Below are 4,962 nucleotides of genomic sequence, written 5' to 3' on the forward strand. Positions count from 1 at the left end.
TTGCTTTTTATATATTTCTGAGGCAAACAAATATTCAAAACTGGTATTGATATGCGATTGTGCTTCTCTTAATTCGTCATTAGTTTGATGGAATAAAGATTTACAAGCATGTAGTAATGCTTGTTTTAGTTGAGTATTTTCTACTTTATTGGAAATTTCTATTAGCCTAGATATTTCAGCCAATACTTGAGAAGATGGGCTATCCTTTAATTGTTTATTCACGTCTTCTAAAAGTTTTTGTCCATTTACAAGAGCTTTATTTATTTCTTCAATTTTCTTTTGTGCTTCTATAACTTCACGTCCAGAATTTACTGCTATTATCCCTAAGATAACTGTTATACACAAGGTCATACTTAAAATAATACTACCTACACGAACTAGATTTTGAGCTTCTTGGTTAGCTGCAATCAGTACTTGATTTCTTTCTTCTGCTGTTTCCCTATCTTTCCTCTCTCTTTCCAATTGAGCTTCTTTTTCTAATGCAGCGATTGCCTCTTGTTTTTCCTTGGTTTGACTAGCTGCTAAAAACTCCTTATCCTGAAAATTTAAGCTTTTATCCTTAGCCCATTCTTCTGCTTCCTGTAACGCCTTTCCTCTCAACAAACGTGATTCATCAGTTCCACCAGAAGCTACCCAAAAGCGAAAATTTTCTGCGTATGGACGTAATTTGCCTAACTGGGTATCAATCCACTGCCCGTTAAAAATTTGTTCATAGATGGGATTGTAAACGGTTAAGCAGTCATCTCGCTTGACCACTAACCCAGATAGTTGTAATTCCCTTTCTTCAAAAGTATTCTGGAACTTGAGTTTTCCAGCTTGGTGAATTTGCCGATACAACTCCAGTATATATGCAGCCTTTTGTTCGTTACTCAACAGGCGATTTCTAATGGTCTTCAAATGCTCTTGTTCATCTTGAGATTCCCAGTTCTCAATCAAGCGATTGTGTGCCAAATTCTCAATAGACTCAGCTTCTTTTCCTACCGAGATGGACTCTGTGTTATCTACAACCAACTGACACAACCTTTGAGTAAGAAAAGGCTGTCCTCCTGTCCATTTGAGGATTTCTGCTAAGACTGCCTGGGGATTGTCGGCTTTTGTTTCCAACCCCTTAACCAAAGGCTGGGCTTCCTCGAATTCAAAGCCCTTAAGGTCAATCGCCTGACCGATATTAAAAGGAGTTCGTTTCTTGTCAGCAATCAACTCGGCAGGAGCCGCCACGCCCAACAGCGCAAAGGTCAGTCGCTTGTAGTCTGGATTGTCTGCCCGCTTGTTATAACAGGCGCGAATTAGAGCAAAAAAGTCGTCGGTAAAGGGCAGGCTGAGGGTACTGTCAATTTCATCGATGAAAATAACGATACGCTGATTAATACCCGGTATTAATCCCGTTTCAATAAACTCTTCTAATCGCTCTACTGGCGAGAGAAAATCCCTTTCTTTGAGCCAAGTACGGGCATTCTCAAGTAAGCCAAAATGACGATTTAGTTGATTAATGATACCGTTGTACCAGCGTTCTGCCTGCTCAACTTGACTGTCTTTTGCGGAAAAATCTAAGACGATGCCCTCCCAACCTTCTGACTTTAGCCGAGCTAGAGTCCGCACCATCAAGCTAGATTTTCCCATCTGGCGGGAGTTGAGGACGTAGCAGAATTCTTGCGCTTGCAAAGCTTGGTAGAACTGGTGATCTGCTGCCCTTGTGACATAAGAGGGAACGTCTTGACCCAAGGCTCCCCCCACTTGATAACGATAGTTGCTGTTGGTTGAGTCCTTCATTCCCTGATCCTCAAGCGCGATTGAAAATAAGGACGGTATAGAGACTCATGACGAAGAACCACTTCATTGCCCTGTAAACTGACTAAGCCCATCCCATTTAATTTAAAAGCTGACATTGAGGGCAAGCACACGGGTTGATCTGTTGCCACCACTTTTTGGAATGCTGCGCCTAACTCTGGGTTTTGCTGTAAATTCCACAAATGCCGCCGCAGGTGTTCGCCATAAATCCCCGCATCAGTGGGAGCAGTAGCTAGAAGTTGGGTTAACGTCAAATCTCCTTGAGCAATGTGATAAAGGGCGAGGCGCACTAGGTAGGGGTGTCCCCCCACCATCTTCATCAGTTGTCTAGTTTCCTCCGTTTCCCAATTTAGTCCATGCCGTGCTACTAAATCTAATATTTGCTTCTGGTTGAACTCTGGCAACTCCACTGCCAACCCCACATTAAAGGGAGAAGAATTGGTGTCCATCACCACATAAGATTCTGTAGAATGGGCGATCGCCATCCGCAATTTCGCCCAAGTTTCATTCACTTTCGCCTTTTCATTCCAGGAACGCAACAGAGCTAAAAATTCTTTGGCCACTGTATTGAATGGAAAGAGCCGATCTAGTTCGTCCAATCCCAAAAATAAGGGAACCGTCAAATCTGTTAGTATGTACTGCTCAAAATAATCATTACAGTTCTCCTTAGGACCAAATAATTCCTCATCCCAAAATTCGGACACTTTTCGGGGGGATATTCCCAGTTTGCGACTGATTAACGCACAAAACCGTTTCAACAGAACCGTTAAATCTTCAAAAATTGACTCATCAGTTTCTAAGAAGTCTAAGGTAGCTGTGCGATAGCCTAGCTCTGTCGCATGGTGGCAAATCCGGGCTAAAAGGGAAGTTTTTCCCATCTGTCGCGGGGCTTTAATCCGAATCAGTCCGGCGTTTTTTTCAATCTGCTCATAGCAACGCGATTCCCAAGGCTCTCGCTGGACGTAAAACCGAGAAGCTAGTTGTATCGTCCCGCCTGGAAGTTCTAGTTCTGCTACGGGCAACGGTGGGCGATCTCGGTTGCCCACAATTTGCGTAGGAGTAATTTCTTCAGCTAGGGGTTTAGGTGCTGACCCTGTTGATAGGAGTGAGAGGATTTCCGATAAGATAACTGGCGTGTCTGCCTCAGATTTCCATTGCCGTTGCTGAATGGTTTGCAAAAAACTTCGCAGTTCGTAATTGAGTGGGTCATCAAAAGGTAAATTGACTCTAACTGGCAAAATGACAGGCTTGCCCAGCTTATTGTGCAATTCCCTTGCTGTCCTGAGTTCTCCTGCCACCATATCACTGCTTGCCGATTGCTCTGACAGCAGCAGTAGGAAATAATCACAGCGTTTCAATTCCTCATCAATGCGTTCTACCCAATTTTGTCCCCAGCTAATGCTTGCCCCAGCTATAAAGGCTTCGTGTCCAGCTGCTACCAGTTGGTTGTAAAATTCTTGCGCTAGTCTAGCATCTGGCTCTTGAGAGCGATAACTGATGAAAACTCGCTGGCTAATCATTGGCTTTGTCGAGATAGGAGATGAAGTGCTTTGAGGGGATTCAACTGAATATGGGATATTTGAAACAAGCTCTTGTGTAGGTACTTGTCCCGGCTTTTCATCGCTAAATTGTAAGTTTTTCTGTAACCTCTGCTGTAAAACTGGTATTTGCCCCTGTGAAGTGTCTTCCATTTGAATGGCAACTAAACCTTCGTCAAAAGCTCTTTGGAATACATTTTGAATTTCTGAATTTTCATAACCCAAACCATCATAAAATCCTTGAGCAAATGCAATTGCAGCCTTGTCACCAATAGGCTGATTCATGCCAATTGCATAATTGATATGTTGGCTAATTGCATGAGCGGGTTTAGCTGAATAACAAGCGTTGAGTAAGACACAGTTGACATAATCAGCGTGTAACTTAAATAGCGATGCTAATCCTGCTGGTGCAACTGGTTTGTTGTTTCCGCCATCATCTTCTAGCAACAAACTGCCATCTTCCAAACCATGTCCGCAGAAATGGACAATACAAGGGCGTTCTTCCGCGATCGCCCTACGAATATCTTGAGGACGTACCGCAGTTCTAATGCGAATCTCAAATAAATCCCGTCTTGTGGCTCGTCTTATGGCTTCTTCAATCTCTCTAATCTCTCGATCCAAATGCAAACCGTGAGGGATAGCTGCCAGAATCAGGATTTTTTGCTGCTGGCTATTCTGATTACCTGATGCCACGGTCTGCTGCCCAAGGTGAATGTTGTAGATATCGCCGCCAATTCGCCCAGCGTTCACTGTGTCAGCGTTGATTAACCCACCACCAAACTGGGCATTGCGTAAGTCGTTGCTGGCTTGCTTTGGGTCTTCTGAATCGGGCATGGGTCGGTTTGGGCAGGTTTAAGCGTCATTGTTGTGAATACTACCACCTATTCGTTTTGAGTTAACAGTGTTGACGTTGACCGTGCTACCTGTTTATGACTTGTGATCGCTTGCTTTGCTTCTATCTGGTACTAGCAATTAACAAAAAGCTTTGTTGTTACTGATCCGTTTTCAGTCGAACTTGAATTTTATTAATCCAACCGCCATTACAAGCATCTGTATAATACCAAATATCATTAAAATTTTTATAAACTCGTATTATTTCCTGAGATTTAATTGAACATTTTATTTCGTAATTAATATCAGGTCTGATACGAATATTAGAAGGTGGATCAAATACAAGACCATCTTCAGCTAAGTCTATTTCAAAAGGACAAGTCGATAAAAATTTAAGTTGAATAGATTCTAATTCTGGACTGTATTCCAAGCCTAGATTAGGGTATTCTGGTCTTGGTTCAAACTTCGCAATGGCTGGTGGAACAAATATTGAAAATACATCCCACTTCGGCACTATATTTCCTTTAAATAGGTTCTCCTTTTTTTCTATACGTGTAATTTTATTAATTAATTTTGGTTGGTAAGATTTAGCCCACTCCTTCTGTGAGCTAAAACTATATCTTTTTTCTGTATATTTATTCCAAAGCTTATCAATTTTTTTTAGGTCTGAACAGTAAGATTGTAATTTATTGATAGATACTTCATCAAATTTAGCTTTCTCTAATCCAGTAAAATAGAGAATAAGCTTTGTTGTCGTTTCATCTGATTGTGACAGATCATTGTTTTTTAGTTGATTTTCTAGTTC

The 4,962-nt window shown here is 41.8% G+C and carries 3 protein-coding genes; all 3 read right to left on the bottom strand.

All coding sequences use genetic code 11. From position 1 onward, the window contains the following. Positions 1 to 1,770 (bottom strand): AAA-like domain-containing protein (locus G1O98_RS36865; protein ID WP_163939234.1); only part of this gene is annotated, 1,770 nt, incomplete at its 3' end. Next, entirely contained in the window at positions 1,767 to 4,160 is a 2,394-nt protein-coding gene (locus tag G1O98_RS36870) for an AAA-like domain-containing protein (protein ID WP_163939236.1), read from the bottom strand. The genes G1O98_RS36870 and G1O98_RS36865, both read right to left, overlap by 4 nt. 157 nt (positions 4,161 to 4,317) lie before the next feature. Next, a partial coding sequence (locus G1O98_RS36875) for a GUN4 domain-containing protein (RefSeq protein WP_175587019.1) occupies positions 4,318 to 4,962 on the bottom strand: 645 nt, incomplete at its 5' end.

This window comes from Nostoc sp. UIC 10630, assembly GCF_010747425.1.
Classification (GTDB): Bacteria; Cyanobacteriota; Cyanobacteriia; order Cyanobacteriales; family Nostocaceae; genus Nostoc.

What these genes read in the sequence shown, in the direction of transcription:
- G1O98_RS36870 (WP_163939236.1), bottom strand. Translation starts at nt 4,160, where the DNA reads ATGCCCGATTCAGAAGACCCAAAGCAAGCCAGCAACGACTTACGCAAT.